Source organism: Acinetobacter kanungonis, from assembly GCF_009939195.1.
In the GTDB taxonomy this organism is placed as follows: domain Bacteria; phylum Pseudomonadota; class Gammaproteobacteria; order Pseudomonadales; family Moraxellaceae; genus Acinetobacter; species Acinetobacter kanungonis.
Genome location: NZ_JAACKC010000008.1, coordinates 25,266 through 48,388, shown reverse-complemented (window position 1 = coordinate 48,388; position 23,123 = coordinate 25,266). Strand labels below are relative to the sequence as shown.

At 39.8% G+C, this 23,123-nt stretch carries 18 protein-coding genes and 1 pseudogene; 14 read left to right on the top strand and 5 right to left on the bottom strand.

What is annotated here, in order from left to right; all coding sequences use genetic code 11:
- Positions 1-57: 57 nt before the first annotated feature.
- Positions 58-648 carry a LysE family translocator gene (locus tag GWK51_RS14040; RefSeq protein ID WP_161934172.1) on the top strand — a complete coding sequence of 197 codons (591 nt, stop codon included), beginning with the start codon at positions 58-60 and terminating at the stop codon, positions 646-648.
- A gap of 4 nt (positions 649-652) precedes the next feature.
- On the opposite strand, the gene GWK51_RS14035 is transcribed toward GWK51_RS14040, so the two are convergent.
- Positions 653-1,288, bottom strand: a complete 636-nt coding sequence (locus GWK51_RS14035) for a DedA family protein (protein WP_161934171.1) — start codon at positions 1,286-1,288, stop codon at positions 653-655.
- A 189-nt stretch (positions 1,289-1,477) separates the two neighbouring features.
- Here GWK51_RS14035 and GWK51_RS14030 point away from each other — a divergent pair, with 189 nt between their 5' ends.
- Positions 1,478-1,903 (top strand): DoxX family protein, encoded by a 426-nt coding sequence (locus GWK51_RS14030; RefSeq protein ID WP_161934170.1) that lies wholly within the window; start codon positions 1,478-1,480, stop codon positions 1,901-1,903.
- Positions 1,904-2,084: 181 nt separating this feature from the next.
- Entirely contained in the window at positions 2,085-3,653 is a 1,569-nt protein-coding gene (gene guaA, locus GWK51_RS14025) for a glutamine-hydrolyzing GMP synthase (RefSeq protein ID WP_100242283.1), read from the top strand.
- A 48-nt stretch (positions 3,654-3,701) separates the two neighbouring features.
- Here the strand turns inward: guaA and GWK51_RS14020 are convergent.
- Positions 3,702-6,152, bottom strand: a pseudogene (locus GWK51_RS14020) (AAA family ATPase).
- A 171-nt stretch (positions 6,153-6,323) separates the two neighbouring features.
- Between GWK51_RS14020 and GWK51_RS14015 the strand changes: the two are divergent.
- From GWK51_RS14015 to GWK51_RS14005, 3 genes are read left to right on the top strand one after another with little or no spacing between them, the layout of a single operon-like run.
- Entirely contained in the window at positions 6,324-6,854 is a 531-nt protein-coding gene (locus GWK51_RS14015; protein WP_100242281.1) for a PadR family transcriptional regulator, read from the top strand.
- 17 nt (positions 6,855-6,871) lie between these two features.
- Positions 6,872-7,279 carry a transcriptional repressor gene (locus GWK51_RS14010; protein WP_161934169.1) on the top strand — a complete coding sequence of 136 codons (408 nt, stop codon included), beginning with the start codon at positions 6,872-6,874 and terminating at the stop codon, positions 7,277-7,279.
- A 25-nt stretch (positions 7,280-7,304) separates the two neighbouring features.
- Complete coding sequence (locus tag GWK51_RS14005; RefSeq protein ID WP_161934168.1) at positions 7,305-7,616, top strand: DUF3861 domain-containing protein; 312 nt, start codon at positions 7,305-7,307, stop codon at positions 7,614-7,616.
- 30 nt (positions 7,617-7,646) lie between these two features.
- On the opposite strand, the gene GWK51_RS14000 is transcribed toward GWK51_RS14005, so the two are convergent.
- The gene (locus GWK51_RS14000) at positions 7,647-8,927 is read right to left on the bottom strand and encodes a GGDEF domain-containing protein (protein WP_161934167.1); all 1,281 of its coding nucleotides are present in this window, start codon (positions 8,925-8,927) and stop codon (positions 7,647-7,649) included.
- 302 nt (positions 8,928-9,229) lie between these two features.
- Between GWK51_RS14000 and GWK51_RS13995 the strand changes: the two genes are divergently transcribed.
- The 3 genes from GWK51_RS13995 (at position 9,230) to GWK51_RS13985 (ending at position 11,307) form a co-directional block, all read left to right on the top strand.
- Positions 9,230-10,177, top strand: a complete 948-nt coding sequence (locus tag GWK51_RS13995) for a pirin family protein (RefSeq protein ID WP_161934166.1) — start codon at positions 9,230-9,232, stop codon at positions 10,175-10,177.
- A gap of 15 nt (positions 10,178-10,192) precedes the next feature.
- Entirely contained in the window at positions 10,193-10,591 is a 399-nt protein-coding gene (locus tag GWK51_RS13990) for an OsmC family protein (protein ID WP_142769765.1), read from the top strand.
- Positions 10,592-10,662: 71 nt separating this feature from the next.
- On the top strand, positions 10,663-11,307 hold the full coding sequence (locus GWK51_RS13985; protein ID WP_161934165.1) for a glutathione S-transferase family protein: 645 nt from the start codon (positions 10,663-10,665) through the stop codon (positions 11,305-11,307).
- A gap of 49 nt (positions 11,308-11,356) precedes the next feature.
- On the opposite strand, the gene GWK51_RS13980 is transcribed toward GWK51_RS13985, so the two are convergent.
- Both GWK51_RS13980 and argS read right to left on the bottom strand, forming a co-directional pair.
- Positions 11,357-11,971, bottom strand: coding sequence for an SPOR domain-containing protein (locus GWK51_RS13980; protein WP_161934164.1), 615 nt, complete (start codon positions 11,969-11,971; stop codon positions 11,357-11,359).
- Between the two features lie 143 nt (positions 11,972-12,114).
- The gene (argS, locus tag GWK51_RS13975; RefSeq protein ID WP_161934163.1) at positions 12,115-13,905 is read right to left on the bottom strand and encodes an arginine--tRNA ligase; all 1,791 of its coding nucleotides are present in this window, start codon (positions 13,903-13,905) and stop codon (positions 12,115-12,117) included.
- A gap of 187 nt (positions 13,906-14,092) precedes the next feature.
- Between argS and GWK51_RS13970 the strand changes: the two genes are divergently transcribed.
- From GWK51_RS13970 to GWK51_RS13950, 5 genes are all read left to right on the top strand, one after another.
- Entirely contained in the window at positions 14,093-14,377 is a 285-nt protein-coding gene (locus tag GWK51_RS13970; protein ID WP_161934162.1) for a DUF2798 domain-containing protein, read from the top strand.
- Between the two features lie 431 nt (positions 14,378-14,808).
- Positions 14,809-16,509 (top strand): NAD-dependent malic enzyme, encoded by a 1,701-nt coding sequence (locus GWK51_RS13965; RefSeq protein WP_161934161.1) that lies wholly within the window; start codon positions 14,809-14,811, stop codon positions 16,507-16,509.
- Positions 16,510-16,706: 197 nt separating this feature from the next.
- Positions 16,707-20,096 (top strand): type VI secretion system Vgr family protein, encoded by a 3,390-nt coding sequence (locus GWK51_RS13960; RefSeq protein ID WP_161934160.1) that lies wholly within the window; start codon positions 16,707-16,709, stop codon positions 20,094-20,096.
- 7 nt (positions 20,097-20,103) lie between these two features.
- Positions 20,104-20,637: a hypothetical protein gene (locus tag GWK51_RS13955; RefSeq protein WP_161934159.1), complete on the top strand. Its 534-nt coding sequence runs from the start codon at positions 20,104-20,106 to the stop codon at positions 20,635-20,637.
- Between the two features lie 2 nt (positions 20,638-20,639).
- On the top strand, positions 20,640-23,123 hold the full coding sequence (locus tag GWK51_RS13950; protein WP_161934158.1) for a hypothetical protein: 2,484 nt from the start codon (positions 20,640-20,642) through the stop codon (positions 23,121-23,123).

Genomic DNA, 23,123 nt, shown 5'->3' with positions numbered 1-23,123 from the left:
TTCAGGGCAGCTTTCAGATAAGGTGTGCAACACTTTGAACTTGAGTGATAGGTTTTTATGATTGAGAGTTGGCTATTTGTATTTGCAATGATTGCGGTGTTTCTGATTCCAGGACCGACCAATGCATTACTGGCAAGCTCTGCGCATCAACAAGGCGTTTTAAAAACCAGTTTACTCATTCCCGCTGAACTGTTGGGCTATGTTTATGCTATCAGCTTATGGTCCTTGTTCATTCATCTGACCGATCCTGTTTGGCCGCATTTAATTACCTTATTGCATGTGCTCAGTGCGCTATATGTCTTCTGGATGGCTTTTCATTTGTGGAAGTCTGCACATTTACAATTGCTTAATCAAAAGCATCCCTGTATCCGTCCACATCAATTATTTTTTTCCACCCTGAAAAATCCGAAAGCGCTGCTGTTTGCCGCGGGAATTTTACCGCCAGAAATGTGGAATAGCAGTTTAAGTGCAGGACTGGTATTTCTGGCTTTTTCCTTGATTCTGATTCCTGTGGCGATGTTCTGGATGGTCTTTGGCAAGGCACTTTTGGCGGGAAATTTAAAGCAAATAAAAGCCGATCACTTGTATAAAGGATCGGCCATGTTATTGATTGTCTGTATGTTGCCAGTGGTGATTCGCTTCTTTTAAATGCTTATGCTTTGTTTTTTCCCAGCTTCTGACGAATAAAACCAATAATGCCCGGTAAGATACTGATAATAATAATGCCGAAGATTAAATGGGTGAAATTGTCTTTGACGATTGGCATGTTGCCAAACAAATAACCCAGAGTAATAAACGAAGCAATCCAGCAAAATGCGCCAATCACATTATAAGTGAGGAAAAACTTATAGTTCATTTGTCCTGCACCTGCCACAAAGGGTGCAAAGGTACGTGCAAACGGAACAAAACGGGCAAAAATAATAGTTTTACCGCCATGTTTTTCAAAGAATTTCTGGGTATTAATCAGGTGTTGTTTATTAATAAAGCGTGAATCCAGTTCAAATACCCGTGGTCCAATATATTTACCAATATGGTAATTCAGGGTGTCACCCAAGACTGCAGCAATAAACAGTAAAACACCCAACGCCCAAGGGTCCATTGCCCCTGTAGAGGCTGCCAAAGCACCCGCAGCAAATAACAAACTGTCGCCAGGTAAAAATGGCATGACCACCAAACCTGTTTCGACAAAAATAATTAGAAATAAAATAGCGTAAATCCACACCCCATAATTTGTAATAAATTCGAGTAAATGGTCATCTACGTGTAAAATAAAATCAATGAGTTCCATGGGGTACAGCATCGCGAAAATGTAGCCAAATGCTAGCAGCCCATATATGGAAAGTCAGTACTAAAAGGTAACTAATTTGCCAAATTGTCGTTTCATATATAAAACGATAAGTCTGAAAAATGCATATTTATTCTATTATCAACAAAAACTAAGCTGTGCCTATCCACAAAATTAAGAAAAGGTTCAATTATGTTTAATCCCAATGTTGTTGTGAAAAATATCGTCACCCAACCTGCACTCGACACTACCGTTAGTTTGATTGGCCGTGTCCTTTTGGCGTATATCTTTCTGGTTGCAGGCTGGGGCAAATTGACGGCCTATAGCGCTACCGTTGGCTATATGGAAGCTATGGGGGTGCCAGGTGCATTACTACCTTTAACCATCTTGGTTGAATTTGGCGGTGGCTTAGCACTGTTATTTGGTTTCCAAGCGCGCTTTGCTGCCTTGGGTCTAGGTATATTTAGCATTATTACTGCATTTATTTTTCATGGTGGTGCAGAGGATGCGATTAACTTTATGAAAAACTTTGCCATAGCGGGTGGTTTATTTTTCTTGATGCTGCATGGTGCAGGCAAGTTCAGTCTCGATGCGCTGATTGAAAAATCAGAGGTTTAGTTTCTAGGTGGTAGGATTGCAGAATTTTGTTACCAACCCCAAGCACCGACAAGTTCGGTGCTTTTTATTTAACTCTATGTTTTATTTGAATATTTATTGATTGCCCAAATAGTGTGCTTAATAACTGGAAAAATGTTAGAATATGGCGCTTATATTCGTTTGCCTATCATAGTTGTTTGTCATGACTACCAATTCTCAAATTACTGAAGATCGTATCCTTATTTTGGATTTCGGCTCTCAATATAGTCAGCTTATTGCACGTCGCGTACGCGAGGCGGGTGTATATTCTGAAATGTATGCCTACGATATGTCTGAAGAAGATATTCGTGCGTTTAATCCAAACGGTATTATTTTATCGGGTGGACCTGAAAGTGTTCATGTTGAAGGGAGCCCACGCGCACCGCAAGTGGTTTTTGAGTTAGGCGTGCCAGTATTGGGAATCTGTTATGGTTTCCAAACCATGTCTGAACAGCTAGGCGGTAAGGTTGAAGCGGGTACAGTACACGAATTTGGCTATGCTGAAGTTGATATTCAGCAGCGCGACCATTTAATTGGTCAGCTTCAAGACCGTGAAAACCAATTACACGTGTGGATGAGCCACGGTGACAAAGTGAGCCGTCTTCCAGAAGGTTTCTCTACAACTGCAAGCACACCAAGCTGCCCATTTGCTGCGGCATCTGATGAAAGCCGTCGTTTCTATGGCGTGCAGTTCCACCCAGAAGTGACGCACACTGCAAAAGGTGCAGAGTTATTGTCTAACTTTGTTCACAAGATTTGTGGTTGTGGCGGTTTATGGACACCAGAACACATTATCGATCTTCGTGTAGAACAATTACGTGCACAGATTGGTGATGAAAAAGTACTTCTTGGCTTGTCTGGTGGCGTAGATTCATCGGTTGTAGCGGCGTTATTACACAAGGCGATTGGTGACCAATTGACTTGCGTATTTGTAGACAATGGTTTACTTCGTTTAAACGAAGGCGATCAAGTGATGCAAATGTTCGCTGACAACATGGGTATTCGTGTAATTCGTGCGGATGCTGAAGAGCGTTTCTTGACAGCGTTGGCGGGTGAAGTTGATCCTGAGAAAAAACGTAAGATCATCGGTCGCGAGTTCATTGAAGTATTTGCAGAAGAAGCACGTAAACTTGATGGCGTGAAATTCTTGGCACAAGGCACAATTTACCCAGACGTGATTGAATCTGCTGCAAGCAAGCAAGGTAAAGCACACGTGATTAAATCACACCATAACGTGGGTGGTTTACCAGAAGATTTAGCATTTGACCTTGTTGAACCATTACGTGACTTGTTTAAAGACGAAGTGCGTAAATTGGGGACAACTTTAGGCTTGCCACACAGCATGATCTATCGTCATCCATTCCCAGGTCCAGGTTTGGGCGTGCGTATTTTGGGTGAAGTGAAAAAAGAATATGCAGATATTCTTCGTCTTGCAGACGACATCTTCATGCAAGAGCTTCGTGCAAGCGGTTGGTATGACAAAACTGCGCAAGCATTTGCAGTATTCCAACCTGTGAAATCTGTGGGTGTAGTTGGTGATGGTCGCCGTTATGCATGGGTTGTTGCACTTCGTGCCGTTGAAACTGTGGACTTCATGACTGCGCGTTTCGCTCACTTGCCGTATGAATTGGTCGACAAGATTTCTACACGTATCATGAATGAAATTAAAGATGTATCACGCGTAGTATATGACGTGTCATCTAAGCCACCAGCAACAATTGAGTGGGAGTAATTTTTCCAGATAGTTGTTAAAAGAAGGACGCGTAAGCGTCCTTTTTTATTATGTTTGATTGTCTGGATACAGAGAGTCATTTTTAATCTCTATATCTATACTTTCTAATAAGGCATTGTATTGGACTATATCTTCTTGTTGCACTTTTCTAATGATAGCTTTAGCTGATTTTTGCATTTCAGGTTGTTCAGAAATGGTTTCACCACGTTCAAGTACACCTGTCATATGAGAATATTCATTATGAATTCTATCAGTCAAAGTTTTATGGATTTGTTCTCCCCAAAAAACCTTTAATTGAGCATCGAGTTGATATGTAGGAGATGGGAACTTATAAAAAGTATAAATTTCTAAAAACTTTCGTGCATTATTGCCGAAATTGTAGAAAAGATGAAAGTTTGAATCATCAATTTGATTTACTGTTGCGCACTTATAAATTTGATCAAATAAGAAGTTAAATTCTGTTAAGAATTTACTTAAATAAAGAGGCATTTGTCTAATAGTTGAAAAGTTATCATGTCTTTGAATTAAAAAATAACTAGCTTTTCTTTTTGGCTCTCCAATTTGTCCAATCGAATTGTCAGTTTCCACACCTTTAATACGGCGTAAATATTTTAGGAATTCTACATTGTGAGTGGAGATAAAAAGCTGTAAAAATTTCTGATCGCTACAGATTTTTTCCTCAATTATTGAATATATGAAGAAAATATGATTGCTATCGAGACTAGAGATCGGATCATCAATCCAAAGAATTGGTTCTTTATTTTGATCCAAATCATCTTGAATTTTTGCTAAGAAATAGCAGAAGGCAATCAAACTTTGTTCACCTTCACTTAAGTTGTGAGCTTTAGTTTTATTACGTTGAATTTCAAATTTAATCTCTTTCCCATTTGTAGTGTTGACTTCGATTGGTTCTAAGCTTAAGGCTTGGTGTCCGAAATCATGCTGTAAAATAGAATTAATGCGTTTACAAGCTTCACCTTCGGATTTTAATTTAGCTTCTTCCTCTTTAATCTGGCTTTCAATCAGGCTCTTTCTAGTATTTAGTACTTCGAGCTGATGCTCTAAAGGTTCAATTGCTTGAAAAGCTGTGTCTATATCTGCTTTTAATTTGGTGTAATTAATGTTTTGTATAAATTGATAAACATGATTGAGGCGTAGTTCATTCTTAGCCTCTTTTTGTTTGGTAGTCAGTTCGCTGTTAAGTTGAATACACTTCAATCTAATTTGGGAAATTTTGTTGAGGACAGTTATAATTTCATCTGAGTGATCATCAGGATATTCCGCTTCTAGCTCAGTAAATAGCTTTCCATTTTTTTGTTCTAATAAAATTTTAAGTTGTTCAATAGACGATTTTTGCTTACCTAGGGCTGCTTGCAGATCTATATTAAGTTTAAAAAGATTGGTGTGATATTGTTGATAATAATGATTAACATCAAAGCTGATTTTAAAATTTTCACCATTTAATAAGCTAGTTAAATGTTCAATACCCTTTGAAATACGATTGCGAAGGTTTTGAGTTTCTAGGTCAAAATGATTTCTTAATTCTTCGCGTCTGTTCTCTGATATTTCATTACTACAAAATGCACAAGTAGTTCGATCACTATGTAGCTGATGACCCGTTTGTACCTATATATTTAAAGCACTATTATTTACTAATTCTTCAATCTTTTTAGAATCACCAACTATTGTTTTTAAAATTTCAGCTATCGACTGAATAAGAGAAGTAAAGTTTAGAGTATATGCTGAAACTTCGGGAGGATTATCTAATTCTTTTTGAGTTATTATGGTTTTATTTTCTGCTATTTGATCATCAGTTAATGCGTTAAAGGTACTTTCTTGAACTGAGGCTATGTCCTGATAGAGCTTAGTGATAGTGTAATTAATCTCACCAAATATAGAGTATTGGTTCTTTATAGAGTCAGAATTTTTTGTTGCTTTATCATTTAGTAGTTTGTCGAGGTCACGCTTTTTAGTCCCATGTTCTACTGTAGCATTTTTTAACTCATTTTTCGTATTTTGAATATCTAGAAAAGTACCCGTTTTAGTATTTTCTGTATTTGTTCCAAGTTCATGCTTTAATTCTTGAATACGATCTAGAATTGGCTGATTCTCATCACCTAAAGTTACTGAAAAAGATTCAATACTTTCATCTTCATTATGAAGAAATTTTAGATTTTCTTTTACAAAATCAGAATTATAAACATGAATTGGATGTGCAAACTTAGAGAGAGTAGATTGGGTAATTAGACTTTCATCATTTAACTCAATTGTAAAATCAGGATTTTCATATTTTGAAGGTAAAACCTGTTTCTCTAAAGATCGAATGATTTTCGATAGACTGGTTTTTCCTGAGTAATTACGACCATAAAAGATATTGATATCTTTAAAATTATAGATTTCAGTGTTGTTTTTATGTTGGTAACTTAGACTGGAATCCCAATCAAAATTTTTAAAAATACCGAAATTATCAATCTTTGCAATTTTCGTTATTTTCGACATCTTATTTCCTATTATAGTGTTCTGTATCTTATGAATTTTATATAAAAAATACTTCAAAATTAGTAAAAGTTAAAAATAAGCCAGAATCTATAGTTCTATCTTTACTTGATTTAAGATATATAAAGATATATCTTAATGGGTATAAATTCATTACTAAAGAGAGCAATCATCATGAAACATGGTTCTCATCATGACTATGAGTCGTACTCCCATCATCCAGAACGCCCACATGGTGGGCGTCGTGGTCGTTTATTTGAAGCAGGGCGCATGAAGCTACTGGTTCTCTATCTAATTGCCCAAGCGCCCAAACATGGCTATGAGCTAATTAAAGACATCAGTGAATTGGTGGGCGGTGGTTATAGCCCAAGTGCAGGAACTATCTATCCAACTTTAACCTATCTGGAAGATATGGGCTTTGTGCAGGTTCAACTGACCGAGGGTGATCGTAAACAGTTTTATATTACAGAAGTCGGACAAGCCCATTTAAAAGAACAACAAACGGTGATTCAGCAATTATTAGAAAAGTTGGAAACCAAACGTGATATTCAAAGTAAAGATGAGCTGATGGATATTCATCGTGCCATGGAAAACTTAAAAACCTCGCTACGCTTAAAGCTAAATGCTAAATCGGTTGATGCTGAAACTGTACGTCAGATTGCTGCACAAATTGATGCCGCCGCTGTAGCCATTAGCCGACTTTAAGGATCTTGAGCCTAGATATGCAAAGTCAGGAATTATTGAAACAAGCCCATTTAAAAGTTTCATTAGCCCGTACATCCGTCTTGCAGCAATTATTGGATGCCAAGGTGGCGTGCAGTGCCGAGCAGGTGTATTTACAGCTACAACAGCAACAAAGCGGCTTGAGTTTAGCCACGATCTATCGCGTACTGACAGAGCTGGAACAGGCAAAATTGATTGAACGGCAATACCATCAGCGCGCCAAAGCCAGTTTTGTAATACGGCAACAACGAACGCAGTTTCAAATTTTGCATGTGCAAAATGGGCAAGTCGAGGCATTTGAACATCCAGATTTATCCAATTATTTGAACCAGTTGGCTGAAGCCATGCAACAGCAATTGGTCAAAGTTGAACTCACTTTACATGTACAACCCAAAGCTGAGTTTTAAATTCATCCGTTTAAAGGACAATACAATGAAACAACATCAATATCATATTACTGTAGAACATCTTTGTGATGCCAAAGGTCAGCCTTCAACTTATACCGAGAAACTCGCCTTTGATGTTGGTAATCATGATGATATCTTGGCAATCGTCGCGCGAATGCAGCAGGCAAAACTCTTTGATGCAGATGCGACGGCTGCCTTTGCGGTGGGTTTAAAGTTGTTTGGTGAAACCTTATTGGAAAACCGCCAACATCCCTTATTTCAGCAACTTCTGCCGCAGTTTGGTCAGTTTATGAAGCATTTGAAACAAACATTGGCAGAGCAGAGAGTTGAACAGTAATAGTATTGCCAGATGTATTTCAGGGGTGCCCTAGACTTCATTCGGTAAAGGATCGTAAGAGACCACTTGATTACGTCCATTTTGTTTGGCGCGGTACAGCGCCACATCAGCTTCTTTAATTAGTAGATGTAAATCCACCTCATCAGGATCAAGTTGTGAAACTCCAATGGAAATGGTGAAGTTGAGCTTGATCGTGTTGCTGATACAGACTGTGGTCGATTCGATTTTTTGACGCAACCTTCCCGCAATCATCATGGCATCATCAATGGAAGTTTCAGGCAGTAGTGCAACAAACTCTTCGCCGCCAAAGCGTGCCAAAACGTCATCTCGACGCATTTCTTTACGTGCAATCTCGGCAATTTTTTGTAAGACCTGATCGCCAATATCGTGTCCATAATTGTCGTTGATGCGTTTGAAAAAATCGACATCGAACATCAGTAAGCAAATTGACTTATATTGCGGCCATTGATGAATTTTCTGTTCCGCAATCAGTTCAAATTGACGTCGATTATTGAGTTGAGTCAATTCATCGGTATGTGCCAGTTCACGCAACATATGTCGATCCCATTCATCGAGCATGGAGCGTAAAAAGGTTCGCCGTGCATTTAAGGTATTGTTCCAACTGATATACAGGCTGAAAATCAGAATCGGGACATAAACCAGTAAAAAGATGATGGTTTGTTGCGCGCTGTTCATTTGGACGACACCTGCAATAATCACCACACTGATCAACAGTGCGGTAAGAATTGAGGGGCGAAAGCGCACCTGAATAGACAAACAGCCCAACAAGATAAAAATCACCGATGCATATTGATAATAATAGACGCTCGGACTACTGGATTGATGCAGTAGCCAAAACCAGACACTGGCGGCAAAAGCACTGGAAAGGGGGAGTAATAAGTCTAAGGTTAAAATATTTTTGCAATATTTAAACATTGCCCAGTTCAGCAACATAATACTCAAAACAGCACTGACACGGGTCACTCCTGAAATATAGGCAATATCGGGCAATAAGAACCAGTCGGCGAAAAAATAGGACAGAAAGGACAGTTGCGCCAAAAAGTTAATTTGCCGCAGGTAGCGCCGTTGATGTGCATTCTGATAACTGTAATAGCATTCCAAAAACTGTTTTGGAATTAAAGCATTATGATCTTGTAGTGCATTGATGATGGCAGTGCGATTTTCAGGTTCACATAATTGGGAGGGTAAAATATAGGTACTTTCATGAGCATGCTGAATATTTTGGTTGTCTTGAAGTTCAGTCGTGTGCTTATGACCCAAATCAGTCTGTCCATGTCCTCCTTTAATCATAGGCTGCTCCATTGTATCTACAATGTATTCTTTTGAAATAATAAACATTTATCACGTTTTTGTATATAAAATGCGCATTTTTCATTGGAATGGATATGTAAATATACGTTCTTTATTCTTGTCGATGTTTGTGCCTATTCTATGGGATAAATGCCATTCAGCATATAGACAGTCGTATTTTATTGTATTGAATTTTTAACCTTTAATTGAAGATTTGCATCCAAATTTGAATTTGAGCTAGTCCTTTGCAGATGTTGTGGTTATGCTGATGGAATTGGTAAAACAAAATTCAGGATAACAACATGACCAATAGTAATTATATTGAACTTTCAGATTCTGATGACTGCGAAAAATATATTAACCAATTTATTCAAGAGTTTCCGTTACGTTCAGCCGAAATTGGGCAGGGCACCATCATCAAGCGCGCATTGCCAAGTCGGCATAAACGCATGATCGGAGCTTGGTGTTTTTTGGATCATGCTGGTCCTGTGAGTTTTCCGCAAGGAGATGGATTGGATGTTGGTCCACATCCGCATATTGGTTTGCAAACCTTTACGTGGATGATTGAAGGCACCATGATGCATACTGATAGCTTGGGCTCCAAACAGTTGATTCGTCCAAAACAGGTCAATTTAATGACGGCAGGTTATGGCATTTCACATACTGAAGTTGCTCCTGCAACCGAAACCCATATGCATGCCGCGCAACTCTGGATTGCTTTGCCAGATGATAAGCAAAATATGGCACCGCGTTTTGATCATTACCCAGCACTGCCAAGTTTCGCGCAAGATCAAATCGAATTTACGGTTTTGGTGGGTGAATTCTTGCAGACCGCTTCCCCAGTGAAAGTGCATACCGAACTGTTGGGGGTGGACATGAAGGCTTTGGTCTCGACTACAACACGTTTGCCACTCAATCCTAAATTTGAATATGGCTTTTTAGCCTTAGAAGGCACGGCTGTGGTCAATGGTCATGAATTAAATGATGATAATATGTTGGCACTGGAGCCTGGCGTCAAAGAAATCAGCATCGAAATGCATCAGGGCGCGCGTATTCTGCTACTGGGTGGAGAACCGTTTGAATCGGCCATTTTGCTGTGGTGGAATTTTGTCGGACGTACACAAGAAGAATTACAGTTGGCGCGTGAGCAGTGGATGAATCAAGATGAGCGCTTTGGCAGCATCCCAGATTATGATGGACCACGCTTGGAAGCCCCTGTTTTTCCAGAAAAAATGAAAGCATCAAAATAAGCAAGGAACAGCAAGATGAGTATTATTGCACAAGCGCAGGTGCGGACTCGGGCAGAACACTGGTTAGGTGAGATCTCGAGTGGCACCCATCATTTTTTGACGGATAAACCTGCTGCATTTGGTGGAGAGGATCAAGGCCCAGCACCTTACGATTTCCTTTGTTCGGCTTTGGTGTCCTGCACCATGATTACTTTGCGCATGTATGCGCAGCATAAGCAAATTGAGTTGGGTGCTTTTAGTGTAGACGTTGATTTTCATAGCAATAAAGAAGGGCAGGAGTGGATTGAACGACGCTTGTCCTTTCAGCAGCCCTTGTCGGCAGAGTTGCAGCAGAAAGTGCTGGAGATTAGCGAGAAAACGCCCGTCACCAAGACCTTATTACGCAGTGTAGAAATACGCACCCGCCTGATTTAATCAGGCATTTGACGAGACAGATAATTGCCACTTGGCTGATTCTGAAATTACTTTTTAATTGAGGCAAGGGCATGATTACCTTACATCATTTGGAGCAATCACGCTCTTTTCGTATTTTATGGGCTTTAGAAGAGTTAAATCTCGATTATCAAATCAAGTTTTATCGTCGCTTGGCAACACTGGCTGCGCCACCAGAACTGAAACAGATTCACCCTTTGGGTAAGGCGCCCGTATTAACCGATCAGGATCAGAATATTGCCGAATCTGCGGTCATTTTGGAATATCTGCAAGAACAGTATGATCCACAACAACAGTTCAAGCCGCAGGAACGAGCCGATTTGCAGCAATATCGCTACTGGATGCATTATGCCGAAGGTTCATTGATGCCGTTGTTGGTGATGCAATTGGTAATGAACAATGTGCCGCAGCATGTTCCCTTTCTGGTCAAACCTGTGGCAAAGAAAATTACCGCAGGTGTAAAAGCCGCATTTATTCAGCCACGCTTAAAAGACCATATTCAGTTTTTAGAAATGTATTTGGCCAGCCATGATTATTTTGCAGGGACATTTTCCTTTGCAGATATCCAAATGAGTTTTCCTTTGCAGGCACTCATGACTCGCGCGCATGGCAATTACCCCAATATTCAAGCTTTTCTGCAACGTATTGCACAGCGTCCCGCCTATACGCGAGCGCTCAGCAAAGAGCAGGCGTTATAGACATTTAAGACATAAAAAAAGATGCCGAGGCATCTTTTTTTATGTTGTTTTAGCGTTTGACCACAATCGAATCAATCCCGCTATGCTGTAAGGTTTGTTGGGCAATTACGGCTGCCTCTTGTGTGTCGTAGGGTCCAGATACCACGCGATACCAAGTTTTACCCCCTTCAACAGTTTTGACTACGTCGGCAGATAAACCATTCAAGATGATTTCGGCACGACGGGCATCGGCACTGTCAGGGTCTGGATAGCTACGCACTTGGAGTATATAGCTTGGCGTACGTTCTGCAGGCAGGGCATTGATTTGTGCCTCTATTGCATCGGGCGCAGCGCTACTGGCTGCAGTTTCGGTGCGAGGTGCTTCCACAATCACAACAGTACTTTGATCTTTGCTTTCAGGAATGGCTTGTTCAGGAATCGGGGTCACTTGCTGCTGCGGCAGCAAATCGTAAAAACGATAATCCTTGTTGGTTTCTTCCTGATAATGCTCAGAAGTCACTTTGTTTTTCGGTTGAACAGGCGCCCACGGTTTCCATAGCATCAAAGCCACGGCAAAACTCAATACGATCAGAATCACCACAAGCGTACCTAACCACGCTGGAATGAGGGGTTTCTTCGGTTTATTTGGTCGTTCTGAAACACCGCGTTGCGTTTTTCCAAACACGTGGAAATTCCTCTCTTCTTATCTTTTTACAAGGCGACTCAGGGCAAAGCCCCGAGCAAATTCGCCATGTAAAATGAATTTACATGGCTACCTCAAGCGTAACTTTCGGTCATGCGACGATGCACAAAGTATTGCTTTGTTAATTACATCGTCTCAGGTGCTGATACACCTAATAATTCTAAACCATTGCGTAATACTTGTTGTACGTTTACTGAAAGTAAGAGGCGTGCTTGTGTAAGTTCCGCATCATCATTCAGTACTTTGTGCTCATTATACCAGCCATGGAATAAAGCAGCCAATTCTTTCAAGTAGTTACCAACCTGATGTGGCTCATAAGCATTCGCAGCACGTGCAACTACTTCTGGGTAAGCCGCCAGTTTGGCAAGAATTTCAGTTTCTGCTTCCAACTCAAGTTTGTTGGCAAATTCACGCGCAGTTTGAGCACTGAAGTTCACGTTAGTTGTTGTTGCTTTTTCAAGCATACGGCAAATACGGGCATGCGCATATTGGATGTAGTACACCGCATTGTCTTTGCTTTGTGAAACTGCAAGGTCCAAGTCAAAGTCAATGTGTTGTTCAGATTTACGCATAACATAGTAGAAACGCGCAGCATCATTCCCCACTTCTTTACGCAGGTCACGTAAGGTGACGAATTGACCTGAACGAGAAGACATTTGCACCATCTCGCCACTACGCCATAAGCTCACGAACTGCACCAATAATACGGTCAGTTTTTTCGAGTCATAGCCCATTGCATCAATCGCTGCTTTCACGCGTGAAATATAACCGTGGTGGTCAGAACCCCAGATGTCGATTAAATCGGTGTAGCCACGTTGTAATTTATTTAAGTGATAAGCAATGTCAGACGCGAAATAGGTGGTTTGTCCATTACGACGTTTGACTACGCGGTCTTTTTCATCGCCAAATTCAGTTGATTTAAACCAGATGTTGCCATCTTTCTCATAAAGGAAGCCACGTTGATCCAGCGTTTGTAGCGCTTCATCAATTTTTTCAGTCAAAGAGGCTTCGCTGAACCATTGATTGAAAGTTACGCCGAATTCACCGAGGTCATCTTTAATATCATCCAAAATGGCTTTCAGTGCCGCTTGATGGAAAACGCGATAACCTTCGCCAGTCAACTGTTGTGAATTGAAAATTAAGCCATCGATATGCTTTTCTTTATCACCAGAAAGCACGACTTTATTGCCTTCCGCATCTAACTCTTCTGCATATTGCACATCTTCAGGCACATCTTTATACACGTCAGCCACTGGATGTACATAAGCGTTGCCATCTTGGTCAATAATGCCTTGTGCGATTTCTTTGACGTAGTCACCTTGGTAAGCATTTTTCGGGAAAACCAGTTCCTGACCTGTCAGCTCGAGGTAACGTAAATAGGTGGAAGTCGCTAAAATGTCCATCTGACGACCAGCATCATTCACATAATATTCACGATCTACTTTAGCACCAGTCGCTTCAAGCAGGTTGGCTACTGTCATCCCATAAGCCGCGCCACGACCATGTCCCACATGCAGACTAGAGGTCGGATTCGCAGACACAAATTCTACTTGGATGCGTTTTTCTGCATTGACTTGCGTACGACCAAATTCAGCACTTTGCGCTTGAATTTGATCCAGTACAGCAAAACGCTGGTCTGCATTTAAAAAGAAGTTGATAAAGCCTGGACCTGCGATTTCTGCTTTGCTGATGTCAGTGACTTCAGGCAGGGCTGCGAGAATTTTTTCGGCCAAATCACGTGGCTTGATACCTGCAGCTTTAGCACCAATCATGGCGATATTCGATGCGAAATCCCCGTGGCTTCGGTCTTTGGTACGCGTCAAATTGCTGTTGTTGTTCCAGTCAGATGGGAGTACGCCTTCCGCTTGAAGGGATTGCACTGCATGATCGAGCGCTGCTTGGATTGCCGTGTTCATATGAGTCGAAAATAAATGTCGCAGAAAAACAGCAAATATAGCAAATTTCAGACTGTTTAGGTGAGTCCTTTCTAGAGAATGTTTTTTATTCAGTTTAGGTTTGATGCGCTGGTTTTGTGGAGAATCATCACATCCATGCAGCGAAATTGTGGCATAGTCAATCATTACAACATTTTGGATGCCAAGAATGAGCAATCAACGTCCGAAAATTATCGGTAATATTCCCAAACTCCCGACTAAATTTGTAGGCTGGGTCATGCCCTTTTTTCTCTCCTGTTTAATGAGTGGCATTATTTCCTTTATTAATATGTTAAGGAACTTGGGCTGGAGTGATGCATTCCTGTCACTTTGGTTTTCGGCGTGGATGATGTCTTGGGCAATTGCTTATCCTGTGGTCTTGGTGATGTTGCCACTGGTACGCAAGTTGACGGGACTGATTGTCGAGATGCCTCCAAATCAAACACCGAAGTAGGCGTAAAATGGCTGAATAAATTAGCTAAAAGTCTTAATCTTTTATAAGTATATGTTTTGTAATTATTTTTAATAAATTTTAACTTGGCTGTTCATCATATAGAAAAATACATACTGATTAACATGGATTAAGTGTGTAAAATTATAATAATAGAAATTATCTATTTTTATATTTGTGGGATTTAAATGTTAATGTACTAAATTTGCTTTAAATGGTGAATATATCTGCAATATTTTTTGAGAATCTCGATTTAATAAATAGATAAAAACGATGAATAAATCTTCATTTAATTGCGAAATTAACTCTATACCATTATCACGTATCTAAATATACGTTACTGAAAAAATAGGTCTAAGCTATACACCGAATCGAAGAGAATTTGATGACGTAATGTAATCCTGCTGAGAGGATTGCGCGCACTGAGACTGGTTATGACAACTGTACATTTGAAGACAAAACACCCTTTATATATCCCGTATGCTGGAAACACTCTATTAGAACTACCCCTATTAAACAAAGGCTCTGCTTTTACAGAAGAAGAACGCACTCGCTTTAATCTACATGGCTTGGTTCCGCATGTAATTGAATCGATTGAAGAGCAAAGCCAACGTTCTTATCAACAATACTGTGCTTTCAATGATGAGATTAATAAGCATATTTACCTGCGTAATATTCAAGACACCAATGAAACTCTGTTCTATCACCTGATTGAAAATCATTTAAGCGAGATGATGCCGATTATTTACACTCCAACTGTGGGTGAGGCCTGTCAGCGTTTCTCGGACATTTACCGCCGTCACCGCGGGATTTTTATTTCCTATCCTGATCGTGCACACATCGATGACATTTTGCATAACGTGAATAAAAAGAATGTCAAAGTGATTGTGATTACTGATGGTGAACGTATTTTAGGCTTGGGTGACCAAGGGATTGGCGGCATGGGCATTCCAATTGGCAAACTCTCGCTGTATACCGCATGTGGTGGGATTAGCCCAGCCTATACTTTGCCAATTACGCTGGATGTCGGTACCAATAATCAGCAATTGCTGAATGATCCGATTTATATGGGCTGGAGTCAGCCGCGCATCAGTGGTGAAGAATACTATAACTTTGTGGATGAGGTGATGGCGGCAATTAAGCGTCGCTGGCCAAAAGCACTGATCCAGTTTGAAGATTTTGCACAAAATAATGCCATGCCGCTGTTAAACAAATACCGTGATCATGTGTGCTGCTTTAATGATGATATTCAGGGGACAGCCGCAGTTTCGGTGGGCAGTTTAATTGCAGCATCACGTGCGGCTGGCAAGCAACTCAAAGACCAGATTATTACCTTTTTGGGTGCGGGTTCGGCAGGTTGTGGTATTGCAGAGCAAATCGTTGCGCAAATGGTGGCGGAAGGTTTAACTGAAGCACAAGCGCGTGGACGTGTATTCATGGTCGATCGTTTTGGTTTGATCACTGAAAATCAGCCAAACTTGCTGGACTTCCAACGTAAATTGGCACAGCAACCTGAAGCCATTGCTGCTTGGGGGAATGTGGAAGAACACATTTCTTTATTGGATGTGGTGAAACATGCTAAGCCAACGGTGTTGATTGGTGTTTCAGGTCAACCGGGCTTATTTACTGAAGAAGTGATTAAGACTTTGGCAAGCAATTGCGAATCACCAATTGTATTACCGTTATCGAATCCAACTTCTCGTGTAGAAGCGGTGCCTGCTGATATCGTGCAATGGACCGAAGGTCGTGCATTGATTGCGACGGGTAGCCCATTTGCACCTGTAAATTATCAAGGCAAAATTTACCAGATTTCACAATGCAATAACTCGTATATCTTCCCAGGTATTGGTTTAGGTGTAGTGGCTTCGGGTGCAACCCGTGTGACGGACAGTATGCTGATGGCATCGAGTAATGCTTTGGCAGATTGCTCGCCAAAACTGAGTAATCCTGATGCGGACTTGCTGCCAGATATTAATGACATTCAGCAAGTTTCTAAAATCATTGCTTTCAAAGTGGCGAAAGCCGCGATGGAGGCAGGCGTTGCACCAATGGTCAGCGATGAATTATTGCATGAAGCGATTGAGGCCAATTTTTGGAAACCTGAATATCGTCAGTACCGTCGCATTACGTTCTAAGTGATTATATTGATTGATATAAAAAAGGGGCTTTAGCCCCTTTTTTATTGGCGATATTTATAAAATAAGCACGCGATGATAGTGTCATGATCTGTGTTGCGAATAAAAATACGACAAAAAACACTAGACCTTTATTTGAACGATTCATTAGAATGTCGCGCTTAATCGACGTATAACTTTAATAACGAATTACAACTATGTTGAATCATATCCAAAGTGTTTTAGACCAGCTTGGTTTAACTACACTGAAAAGGGCTATTCATGTTCATTTTTCGAATGTGGAACTCAATGCGCAGGTGTTTTTACAGCGGATTGAAGGAAAACATGTATTAAATGGTCTGTTGAATGTCCGTTTAACCTGCTTATCTACAACGGTACAGCTGCCATTGAAGCAGTTTATCGGTTGTCAGGTGGCTATCGATCAAGTGACGGATATGGGGCAATACACCCGTCTCACCGGCATTATTACCCAAGCCAGTCAAATATATAGTGATGGCGCATTTACCCTCTATCAGCTGACCTTACAAGACCCAACTTCACTGTGGCATAAACGACGAAATAGTCGGGTGTTTATGAATAAGACTGTGCCAGAAATTAGTGAAATTTTGTTTAAAGAATGGCAGCAAAAAAGTCCCTTATTCAGTCAATCATTGACCTTGGATTTGTCTAAATTATCAGAAAGTTATGATATTCGACCTTTTGTCATGCAGTCGAATGAGTCGGATTATGAATTTCTTACGCGGCTATGGCGAAGTGAAGGCATTAACTGGTGGGTGGATGAGCAGCATTTGATTGTGTCACAAGTGTTGCAAATGATTGAGCCGCAAATTTTGCGGTTGGTGGATAATAATCAGCACTTTTCTGCCCTACAGCGCGGGTCAATTCGATTTCATCGCAGTCATGCAACCGAACGCTTTGACAGCATGATGAGCTTTACCGCACATCGGCAGTTACAGTCGACCGCAAGCTATGTACAACGTTGGCAAGCAGACAGTTTGACTCAGGATGATGGTGCAGGGTCGGTACTCAGTTCGCATCAGCATAGCCAACTTTTTGAAAATGAAAGCTTGAGTCTAGAGCAGGCATGGTCTGTCAGTCCTGCATGGGTAGCGGACTTAAACGGAGATGATCAGGCGACCACTTCAAGTTCTCAGCAATTAGATAAACTCAGTTCGAACTTAGCTGCCTATCAGGCGTTACAGGCAAAGTATTTTAAGGCACAAACGACAGTGCGTGATGCACATGTCGGATATTGGTTCAGCTTACAAAATCATCCCGAGCTTGATTTACATGCAGAAGGAGATCGGCAGTTTCTGATTTGTGAAAAGCATTTTTATAACCAGAATAATTTGCCTATTGAACTCAATCAGCGTTTGGCTCATTTATTCGATCAGGCAAATTTAGATGACTTAAAACAGGATGAACGACAATTCAGTGAACTTGTGTTGATTCGTCGACAGATTAAATTGGTGCCAGAGTTTGATTTGTTGAAGCATCGTCCTGCTGCTCATCCTCAACATGCGCGTGTAGTTGGACCTGAAGGTGAGGAAATTCATGTCGATGAATGGGGGCGGATTAAAGTTCGCTTTCTTTTCACGCGGGAACAGGATCATCAACATCATGATGGTGCGGGTAGTAATGAGAATGATGCTGATTCGGCATGGGTGGATGTACTGACCCCGTGGGCGGGTGAAGGTTATGGTGCCCGCTTCTTGCCTCGTATTGGGGAGTTGGTGGTCATTGATTTCTTTGATGGATGTATTGATCGACCTTTTGTGCTGGGGCGAATTCATGAAGCTCATCGCTCTCCAACCAAGTTTGATGTAAAAGGACAATTGCCAGCCACCAAAAAATTGAGTGGCATCCGCTCTCAAGAAGTAGATGGAAGCGGTTTTAATCAGTTACGTTTTGATGATACGACGGGTCAGATCAGTGCCCAGTTGCAAAGCAGCCATGGAGTAAGCCAACTGAATTTGGGTAATCTCAGTCATCCTAAAGAAGCTGAGCAAAGCAGTGGTCGAGGGGAGGGGTTTGAGCTCAGAACCGATGCTTGGGGCGCCGTACGAGCGGGCAAAGGTATGCTGATTAGTACGTATGCCCAAGAACAGGCCATTGCAGACCATTTGGAAGCTGCTCAAGCACAATCTTTACTGTCACAGGGTTATGACAGCATGAAAATGCTGAGCGAAGTTGCTACAAAGCAACAGGCAGATGCGCTCAATGTGATTAACCGTCTACCCAAGTTCATTCAGTCACTAGAACTCAAAACTACAGGGCAAGCATTTGAGAGCACCTTGAATCTATTTAAAGAAGGGATGAGTAAAGATCCGATTCATGCCTTAAAAGATTGTGGTGGCTTTATTGAGGATATTGGTGCATTAGGCGGTGATGCTAAAGGCGCAGTGGATGAGTTCAATGCATTCTTTAGTGATGCTAAAGATGCGGTAGAAAATCTAAAAGAATTTATCGAAAACGTAGAGGAGCATGGAGCTGATATTGTCAAAGGCAAACTTGCCAGTATCAAAGATCGGATTCAGCAGAATCCATTTGAGAGTATTAAAGAAGTTGGGAAAGTCTTAGCCAATGTCCATATTCAAGATTTTGACTTGATGAGTGCCTGTGGAACTTTTCAAAAAGGCAATAAATTGGAAGTTACACCATCCAAAGCTTTGGATTCATTGCAAGGCTTTATGGAGGGATATACCCAAGGTCTAGAAAGTAGTTCTGATGCAAAGCAGCAAGAACAAGGCAAGATTTTTAGACAGGCATTGATGTTGTTGGCTTCACCTAACGGGATTGCTTTAACAACACCTGAAAACATTATTTTGCAAGCTTCGCAGGATATTGCGGAGAGTGCCAGTGGTTCAATTAACCTGAGCGCGCAGAAGAATATTATTGGGCATGCACAGGATAAGATCAGTTTGTTTGCCGCACAAAAGGGCTTTCGTGCTTATGCAGCAAAAGGAAAATTGGAGTTGCAGGCGCAGGATGATGCGATTGAAGCGATTGCCAAGAAGGTAATTAAACTGATTTCCACTGAAGACAAGATTGAAATCACCAGCCCCAAAGAGATTGTACTAACAGCGGGCGGATCTCAGCTCAAAATTAATGCAGATGGCGTATTTTCAACAACAGGTGGTAAGTTTGAGAGTAAGGCTGGTCAGCATTTGTTTGTGAGTGGCGCAACCGTAAATGCTGAACTGCCTAAAATGCCAGAAAGTGGAATTTTTAGCCGTCGATTTGATTTTAGTGAGTTGGTTAATGCTGATTTATTGAAAGATGGATTTAAATATAAAGTTATTAATCACGCTAAGAAAACAGAATACATCGGTTTTCTTGATCAGTTTGCAAGAACGGGGCGGATCTTTAGTGATAACCCAGATAGCGTCGAAATTCTTTTACTTGGTAAGAATGATGACAGTTCAGATAAGCTACAACTGGTTGAAGAAGTGATCACGGAAGGGCAAGGTCATGGCTCAGATGAGGCCTGTTGCGGTGGTGATGATGACCATGGCCACGATAGTGATGAATATATTGAAGATACAGATTTAAAAGCAGATTTTGAAAGTTTTGGACTTAAGGATTAATTTAATAATGAATACTGTAAAGATAATGATTGGTGCATGTATTTTGCTAAATAGTATAAATTTACACGCAGAAAGTGCCAAAGAATGTATGAAATATTGGGAAGAAAAGTCAGTTGTACCTATTAAAAAATTGGGTGAAGTAGAATGTGAACATATATGGGATTATGGAAAGAGTAATACTAGTCAAAATCGCTTAAAACTATTAAGTCAATTAAATCTAAAACCAAAAAACAATCAATGGATGTCAACAGGGAGTTGTATCAAGGTTTTATATAATAAGAATAACTATTATATCTATCGAGCTTATTATAAAGAAGATAGAGATGAAATATGGATTGCATATAATGATAAAAATGCATTTTCATATTTTAGAAAAGTAACTGCTCCACAGAAAGAAGAGGAGAGTTCTCGGGTAAAGCTAAGTTGTGCAAGAAATGGAGATTATGGAGAAGCCAAAACTGTATTGAATAGTTATTTAAAGAATAATACTGAAGTTAGTATGAATTTTTATAAAGTGGGTGATTGGTATAAAGAGAATTGATTATGAAAAAGACAATTAACTTCAAAAAATCAAGTAAAAGTTTTGAGACTAATTTAGCTGGTTTTATTGAGGCTGTTAGCTTTAAGGAGTCTTCATCAAATTTACAATTACCTCTAAACCATCCAGTTAATATAGAATCAGCTAGTATTGTAAACGAAAGTGGTTTTCTGGGGTTGTTTCAATGGGGAGAAGAGGCATTATATGATTTAGGTTATTACTTAGGGGATCAAGGTATTTCTTATGCTGACATTAAGAATACAGATAAAAACTCGTCTTTACGCACAAATTGGAAAAAACAATTTGATTCTAATAACTGGGTAGGTAAGTGGTCTGGTAAAAGGAATATCTATTCAAAAAAAGACTTCCTGAAAAGGCCGGAAACCCAATATGAAATTATTAAGGAGTGGATCAAATATTTATGTAATCAACTTAGAAATAATAATTTTAATGAGCATTTCGGTAGAACAATTCAGGGTGTAGAAATTACAGAATCTGGTGCAATTGCAGGAATGCATCTTGTTGGAATAGGGGGGTTAGGTGCTTTTTTAGGAATTCCAAAATTTAAGGGCCAAAAGCAAATAGATGGTAATAAAACCCATATTAAAAAGTATATTGAGGATTTTGGTGGATTTGATTTAGAACAGTGTTGTAATAGGAAAATTTATATTAGTTTAAAAGATGTGGATAAAAATATCTTGAAGAATAAAGAGGTTGTGGTTGTTTCTAATTATATTGGAAAGAGTTTCTCGGGTGAGACAAAAATAAAGGTTAAGAGTGATGAGAGTGGTAACCTTCCTGTTATTGTTCGACATCCAAATACAGAAATAAAAATTGTGGCTGATGGCAAAGAGTCAAATAGTATTATTCAAAAAGCAAATGAAAAACAAAAAGCAATTTTAAGTGATTTCAAAGTTACAAGTCATTCAGCAACTTTAGAGACGGATAGTGCACCTCAACCGAGACCACAGGTTAATAAAACACCTCAAGAAGTAAGAAATGAGCAGGTACAATCTTCGACATCTCAAGAGGTAGAGGCAACTCCTGCATCTAAAGAAGTAAAATTTAATATTGAAATAGTCGAAAGTGATTCTGGAAAGGCAATTTCCAATATGAACTTTTTTCTTACCTATAAAGGTAATATTAAAAAGCATACAGCTGATAGTCGTGGGATTAAGCAAGGGGTTACTGCAGAGGAAGGGCAAGATATTGAGGTGTCAGTAGAAGGTGATGGGCAGAAGCAGGTAATTCATCATTTTCAAGTTAGCACTGCATTGAAAAATAAGACAGTTAAAGTGAAGCTTCCTGTGCATTCTTTTAATATTTCAGTAACTCAAGATGGTCAACTTGTCCCAAATACATTGTTTAGTCTCTTTTATCGAGGTCGAGAAATACCGAAAAGAACAAATAATCGAGGTGTAATGAATGTACGTATGTTAACGGGTTTTGTTTATGGCTTTGGTATAAAAAGTAAAAGTCTAGTTTTAAGTCGTGTTGAAAAATCTAAACCTATACAGCCCTTCAAAGTAAATGACAGTACTATTATCGCATCTAAATTATATGAAGTTGCAGATGCAAAACGTAAACAGGCCGAAGATTTAAAAAAGCAACAACAGCAGAAAGAAGTTCAGGAACAGAAAGCAAAAGAAGAAGCAGAAAAAGCAAAAACTGAGACAGATAAGAAAACTCAAACGAAGCAAAATAATACGTATACTGAAAATGGGGGGAAGCCATTAACAACGGTAAGTAATCAAGCTGCAGCTGCGAGTGATACAACAAATTATGTAATTTATCCTAATGGAACCATTGATCGCATTAATAAGACTGCCTCGGGTTTTGCTGCATATTATTACGTAATAAATAATCAACCTGTTTTGATAGGCAAGAGTAAAATTTATAAAGTTGATAGATGGTCAAAGAAAGGCAAGAAGGGCTCAGGAAAAAGCTATCTAGTTAGTATAAGAGAAATTTTTGGTGATATAGCTTCAAAACCCATAAATAGATGGGAGAGAAAAATAGGTAATTTAAATATATCGATTCATAATGATTCTCAACAGCAGCATCGATATTGGTTATCGACTGAAGCATTTGCTGCATATATTGGAGCTGTTTGTAAGTTTGGTGAAAAGGTTCGTTTTAGTGGATTTAGTGATAGCAATGGTTCTCCTGGAGGGAGTAGTTCTCATATTAATGGAGAAGTTGGAGATATAGGTTATGTTAGAACAGATAGAAATAATGGAGTAGGGGTTAATTTTGAAATGTCAGAATATGATCATGAGGCTTCATTGAGATTTATTAATATTTTGATTTCATTTGGCTGGGGAAAGAAAAAGAATATGTTGAGTGAATACTACCCTAATCACTTGGTCAAAAAATATAAACTGAGTAAAGGTTATATACTCCCTAGGTGTAGTGAATGGACTAATCCAAGACATAATAATCATCTTCATTTACAAGGTTTATCATTAACATTTAATAAGGATGAATGA

Coding starts and splice junctions, on each gene's coding strand:
- GWK51_RS14040 (WP_161934172.1), top strand. CDS start 58: ATGATTGAGAGTTGGCTATTTGTATTTGCAATGATTGCGGTGTTTCTG.
- GWK51_RS14035 (WP_161934171.1), bottom strand. CDS start 1,288: ATGGAACTCATTGATTTTATTTTACACGTAGATGACCATTTACTCGAA.
- GWK51_RS14030 (WP_161934170.1), top strand. CDS start 1,478: ATGTTTAATCCCAATGTTGTTGTGAAAAATATCGTCACCCAACCTGCA.
- guaA (WP_100242283.1), top strand. CDS start 2,085: ATGACTACCAATTCTCAAATTACTGAAGATCGTATCCTTATTTTGGAT.
- GWK51_RS14015 (WP_100242281.1), top strand. CDS start 6,324: ATGAAACATGGTTCTCATCATGACTATGAGTCGTACTCCCATCATCCA.
- GWK51_RS14010 (WP_161934169.1), top strand. CDS start 6,872: ATGCAAAGTCAGGAATTATTGAAACAAGCCCATTTAAAAGTTTCATTA.
- GWK51_RS14005 (WP_161934168.1), top strand. CDS start 7,305: ATGAAACAACATCAATATCATATTACTGTAGAACATCTTTGTGATGCC.
- GWK51_RS14000 (WP_161934167.1), bottom strand. CDS start 8,927: ATGATTAAAGGAGGACATGGACAGACTGATTTGGGTCATAAGCACACG.
- GWK51_RS13995 (WP_161934166.1), top strand. CDS start 9,230: ATGACCAATAGTAATTATATTGAACTTTCAGATTCTGATGACTGCGAA.
- GWK51_RS13990 (WP_142769765.1), top strand. CDS start 10,193: ATGAGTATTATTGCACAAGCGCAGGTGCGGACTCGGGCAGAACACTGG.
- GWK51_RS13985 (WP_161934165.1), top strand. CDS start 10,663: ATGATTACCTTACATCATTTGGAGCAATCACGCTCTTTTCGTATTTTA.
- argS (WP_161934163.1), bottom strand. CDS start 13,905: ATGAACACGGCAATCCAAGCAGCGCTCGATCATGCAGTGCAATCCCTT.
- GWK51_RS13970 (WP_161934162.1), top strand. CDS start 14,093: ATGAGCAATCAACGTCCGAAAATTATCGGTAATATTCCCAAACTCCCG.
- GWK51_RS13965 (WP_161934161.1), top strand. CDS start 14,809: ATGACAACTGTACATTTGAAGACAAAACACCCTTTATATATCCCGTAT.
- GWK51_RS13960 (WP_161934160.1), top strand. CDS start 16,707: ATGTTGAATCATATCCAAAGTGTTTTAGACCAGCTTGGTTTAACTACA.
- GWK51_RS13955 (WP_161934159.1), top strand. CDS start 20,104: ATGAATACTGTAAAGATAATGATTGGTGCATGTATTTTGCTAAATAGT.
- GWK51_RS13950 (WP_161934158.1), top strand. CDS start 20,640: ATGAAAAAGACAATTAACTTCAAAAAATCAAGTAAAAGTTTTGAGACT.